Raw genomic sequence first — 6,000 nt, 5'->3', positions numbered from 1 at the left:
ATCTTCAGGTGTTGTCTCAGCGTCATCTACAACATCAGCCTCTGGAGTTACTGTTACTACTACAGTAGCAGTCTCAGAGTCTCCATTGCTATCCGTAATTTCATATTCGAAAGTGTCAGTTCCATTAAAATCAGGATCTGGAGTATAAATTACAGAATCATCAGTTGGATCATTTGGTGTTCCACCATCATCAACTGTAACTGTTCCATTATCTGGTTGTTCTGTTATAACTATTACAGAATCATTTGGACCGTCAGATCCAAAATTATCATTATCCGTAACATCAATTTCTACAGCTGTATCTTCATTTGTAGTTGCCGAATCGTTTACAGGAGCAGGAACTTGGTTTGTAGAAGCTACAGTAACTGTTTCTTCATATCTACAACCATTAGCATCTGTTACAACAACTGTATAATCACCAGCATCAAGACCACTAATAGTTTCTGAAGTTTCACCATTACTCCAAGATATAGTGTACGGTGGCGTACCCCCTTCTGGGATTGCAGTTGCCGTACCGTCATTAGAAGTTGCTCCGTTTTCGTTTGTGCTTGACACATCAGCAGTCACAGCACTAGTAGGCTCACTTATTACAGCAGATGCTGTAGTTGTACAACCATTACCATCTGTTACAACTACTGAATAACTACCCGCAGGTAAGCCTGTTAAATCCTCAATAGTTTGACCACTACTCCATTCATAAGAGTAATCTAAAGTACCTCCAGAAACAGTAAGGTTTAAAGAACCAGTTGACTCTCCAAAACACAATACATTATTAACAGCTATACCAGCACTTAAGACCGTTGGCTCGTTTACAGTAACTGTAGACTGAGCAGTACAATTTGTAAAAGTATCAGTAACTGTAACTGTGTAAGAACCAGCTGTTATATCATTAATATTTTCTGTTGTCGCTCCATTACTCCAAGAATAAGTGAATGGACCATTTCCTCCGGTTGTCGTTGATGTAATAGAACCATCTGAAAAACCATTACAAGTTACATCTTCTACCCCTGTAGTAATTGCTAAGTTATTACAACTTCCAGGATTAATAGTTACAGTACTTTCAACTGTACACCCATTATCATCTGTAACTTCTACAGTATAATCTCCAGGGCTTAAATTTTCAATTTGAGCTGTGGTTGCTCCATTACTCCAAGAGTATGTATAAGGCGCCACCCCTCCATTAGCAGAAGCTGTAGCCTCACCATTAGATAGACCAGGGCCCGTTTCATCTTCTGTAGAAATCGCAACCCCTACAGCTGAACTCGGTTCAGATATTGTCACACTTTGCTCTACTGGCTGACACACAGTACCATCTATAGTAACACTCACCGTATAAACACCAGCACCTATATTATTTAATGTACTAGCTGTTACACCTGCATCAACCTCACCATTACTCCAAGTAAATGTAAAAAGAGCGTCTGGATTTGCCTCAGAACTAGCACTTACAGTAGTTGAACCAGTTTCTTCTGCTGCACATAACACATCTGTTACAGTACCAATAGCGATAACTGCATCACAAGTGTTTATACAGTCTACAACAACACTTTGAGTAAGCTCACAACCGTTTGCATCTGTAACAGTTACAGAATATGTGCCATCAGAAAGATCTGAAATAGTTGCAACAGTTGCACCGTTACTCCATAGATATGAATAAGGAGCTGTTCCTCCAGTAACCGCTGCAGTTGCTACTCCATCTTCACAATTTTGAGCTGTAGTTGCATTTTCTCTCGTAAGATTTATACTTAAAGGTGAGTCTGGCTCAGTAATAGTATAAGATTCTTGAAGCTCACAATCATTAGCATCAGTCACAGTAACAGAATAACTACCAGCAGCAACATCTTCTAATGTTGCAGAAGTTGATCCATCACTCCACTCATAAGAGTAAGGAGGTGTACCTCCTGTTATTGTTAATTGAACAACACCAGTACTATCTCCATTACACAATACATTAGTTATTGAAGCTGACTCTGCTAATGCTGCAGTAGGCTGTTCAACTGTAAATGTAGCCTCAGCCTCACACTGTCGTGAATCTTTTACTGTTACTGTATAAGAACCCGCTTCTAGATTTGAAATATCTTGAGTAGTAGCACCATTACTCCATATGTAAGTATAAGGAGCTGTTCCTCCTTGAGGTGTTATATTTATAGCGCCTTCGTTACCATCGAAACAAGAAACATCTGCAATCACAGTATCAGGAGCGATACTTACAGCCATCGCCGGACCACTTACAACTGCAGTTGCCTCAAGCTCACACCCAAAAGAATCTGTAACAACAACGGTATAAGAACCCGCAGTTAAACCACTTATATCCTCTGTGGTTGCTCCATTACTCCACTCAAACTCATAAGGAGGCGTACCACCAGATGGCTCAAGATTAATTGCACCATCATCTCCACCAAAACAACTAACATCTGTAACATCAATAGGTACCGCTACCTCTAGGTTTTCTATAACAAAACCAGATGTAGATGCTTGAAAACATCCCGTATTTATATCACGTACGGTTACAATGTATGAACCTTCAGATAAATTTGAAAAAGTAGTATTAGACTGGAAAGGTCCGTTATTTATAGAATATTCTAAGTTACTTCCTAAAGGACTAGTAACTATTAGATTTGTTGTTCCGTTTGCATTACAATCTAAATCAACAATCGCAGCCTCTGGAGGACTTACATAATTAAGAGTTACAAAAGCTCTATCACATACACTAGAGTTAGGCGCAGGTAAACACACTTGATATTCAAAAACCACATCACCAGTAAAACCTGGTTGAGGAGTATAACTAAAAGTACCATCTCCATTTAGATTAAATCCAGCTCCTGCTGGAGAAGGACCATCTACTAATGTATAATGAGAACCATCTGGCACATTATTAGAAAGATCAATATTTCCTTCAAACATCTCATCAAGACACCCTATCTCTAATTGATCTACCGCATATTTCTGAAGTATAAATAACTTTCCATCTCCGTGATCATTAGATGCAGCAACAAATTCTACTCTTGAAATTTTTGACCCTACAGGTGCAATATCGTTTAACTCAAAAAGCGCTATTGCGATAGTTTGTCCGTTTTCAAGCATTCTACCAGAAGCCCAATAATCAGACTCATCTCCACTAGCTGCTGTTCCTTGATTAGGAGGCTGCACATTTGCAGTTCTTAAGTCTCCATTTGTTCTCACAAATGTCTCTCCTAATTTTTGCTCAGGACCACCACCTGCCGGCGTTCCCCACATCTCTATATAGTAACAGTTGTTACCACCACGCTCAGTAACTGCAAGAACACCATCCTGATTAGATGGTATTGCAGGACTATAAAACAAGGTTTGCTTTTGAGCATTTGTAGTTGCAGCCGCAGAAAAATTACCACAAAAATTAGCTCCATTTGGATTTGAAGTAAAATAATGATTTAAATTTTTGTCCTGAAATGCGTCTAATGCAGCATCATCCCAAGTATTAGAATCATTAATATTAAGTGTAGCTGTCGAACTCGTATTAACGATAAGACTTCCATTACGGTAAATTCCATTTGGATTATGTCCAGAACTTCCTAGCCTAGTTAACTGGTAATTAGAAGGAACTACAAATGTATTATACACATTTGACCCAACACTAATAGACCTAATAGTAGCTGGTCTATTTCTCTCTAAACCAGTAATAGAACCATCATTATTAACATCTTGAACATCGCTATAATCAAACGTCACGCCAGAAGTAATTGAGGGTGATTGCGACTGTGCGCTCACCTCAAAACAACTTAACATTGCAACAATAGCAATACAAGAGATTTTAATAAAACTGCTTAATTGTAATTTTCTTTTCATCTTATTCAATTATTATGCAAAAGCATAATTATACATTTTAAGTACGAAATCAATTCGACTCAAAATTGGTTTAAAAAAATTTTAGTGATTTAAGTTCTGTGAGAAAACACATTACTTATGTTTTGTGCAGGTTTGCAATAAAATAGACCACAACAAAAAAATCAAAAAAAACTTCAAAAACCTCAATTTGAGATTTAGTTAATTTATGTCATTCTAAGTTGGGGATACAAATATACGTCATTATTGAAATTCGAAATTTGAAAAATCAACTTTTAGTCCAATTGCATTTTATACTCGGTAAAATACACAAAAAAAGCAGTTCAACAGAAATGTTTGCAACTTAAATCCTCTAATATCAAAATAATATCTTAACGCTTTCGCGAAAGCGAACCCCTCAAAACGCTACATATCAAACACTTATTACCACAAATCAAGCTATTACAAGTGCTCTGTATCAATAACTAAACACTAACCACTATATAGTATATTTGCAAGCTAATAGAATGCACATCTTATGAGTTTCAAAAAAGAAATAGCACGTAGAAGAACCTTTGGGATTGTATCTCACCCAGATGCAGGAAAGACTACTCTTACAGAAAAACTACTCCTTTTTGGAGGAGCAATACAAGAAGCCGGAGCGGTAAAATCTAATAAAATTAAAAAAGGAGCAACTAGTGACTTTATGGAAATAGAGCGCCAGCGTGGTATATCTGTAGCCACTTCTGTACTAGCCTTTGAATATAATGGTATTAAAGTAAACATACTTGATACACCAGGACACAAAGATTTTGCCGAAGATACCTTTAGAACACTCACAGCTGTAGATAGTGTAATTGTAGTGATAGACGTAGCAAAAGGGGTCGAACCACAAACAGAGAAGCTTGTAGAGGTGTGTAGAATGCGTAATATACCTATGATCGTGTTTGTAAACAAGCTGGATCGTGAAGGTAAAGACGCTTTTGAACTGCTTGATGAAATAGAAGAAAAGCTACACCTTAAAGTGACTCCATTAAGTTTTCCTATAGGTATGGGCTACGACTTTAAAGGTATATACAACTTATGGGAGAAGAATGTCAATCTTTTTAGTGGTGATAGTAGAAAGAATATAGAAGAAACTATTAAGGTATCAGACCTGCAAGACAGCATACTAGATGAACTCGTTGGTGAGAAATCTGCAAATGATTTAAGAGAAGAACTTGACCTTGTACAAGGCGTATACCCCGAGTTTAATCAAGAAGACTATCTAGCTGGACATCAACAACCTGTGTTTTTTGGTTCGGCATTAAATAATTTTGGAGTGAGAGAGCTCTTAGATTGTTTTGTAAAGATTGCACCGCCACCAAGGCCTAAAATGAGCGAGGAGCGCCTTGTTTTACCTAATGAAGATGCTTTTTCTGGATTTGTATTTAAAATACACGCAAATATGGACCCTAAGCACCGAGATAGACTTGCCTTTATAAAGATTGTTTCTGGTGTTTTTGAGCGCAATAAACCATACTTGCACGTACGTAATAAGAAAAACCTAAAATTTTCAAGTCCTAATGCATTTTTTGCAGAGCGTAAGGAAATTGTAGACATCTCTTACCCTGGTGATATTGTGGGCTTACACGATACCGGTAACTTTAAGATAGGCGACACCTTAACCTCTGGAGAAATACTACACTATAAAGGTATACCTGCTTTCTCTCCAGAGCACTTTAGATATATAAACAATGCTGACCCTATGAAATCTAAGCAGTTAGCAAAAGGTATAGATCAACTTATGGATGAAGGTGTAGCACAATTATTTACACTAGAACTCAACGGGAGAAAGGTTATAGGTACCGTAGGTGCATTACAATATGAAGTAATACAATATAGACTAGAGCACGAGTATGGCGCAAAATGTACATATGAACCTCTAGGCGTATCAAAAGCTTGCTGGGTAGATCCAGAAGACCCAAAAAGCGAAGAATTTAAAGAATTCTTGAGAGTTAAACAGCGTTTTATGGCCAAAGACAAAAGAGGTCAACTCGTATTTCTTGCCGACTCCCCTTTTACTTTACAGATGACTCAACAAAAATATCCATCTGTAAAAATGCACTACGTGAGTGAATTTAAAGATTAAACAATGAGACATAAAAATTAAAATTTTACGAAATATTCATTTTAAGCGACTCTAAGAGTTTTTTAAGG

The 6,000-nt window shown here is 37.3% G+C and carries 2 protein-coding genes; one reads left to right on the top strand and one right to left on the bottom strand.

Annotated elements, in window-relative coordinates:
* Positions 1-3,825 (bottom strand): Ig-like domain-containing protein (locus tag Q0948_RS14480; protein ID WP_298353912.1); only part of this gene is annotated, 3,825 nt, incomplete at its 3' end.
* Positions 3,826-4,339: 514 nt separating this feature from the next.
* Here Q0948_RS14480 and Q0948_RS14475 point away from each other — a divergent pair.
* Positions 4,340-5,932 (top strand): peptide chain release factor 3, encoded by a 1,593-nt coding sequence (locus Q0948_RS14475; RefSeq protein WP_298353915.1) that lies wholly within the window; start codon positions 4,340-4,342, stop codon positions 5,930-5,932.
* The last annotated feature ends 68 nt before the right edge of the window (positions 5,933-6,000 follow it).

Origin of the sequence: uncultured Dokdonia sp. (assembly GCF_947496725.1) — a bacterium.
GTDB lineage: Bacteria > Bacteroidota > Bacteroidia > Flavobacteriales > Flavobacteriaceae > Dokdonia.
This window is presented reverse-complemented; position numbering and strand designations above follow the sequence as displayed.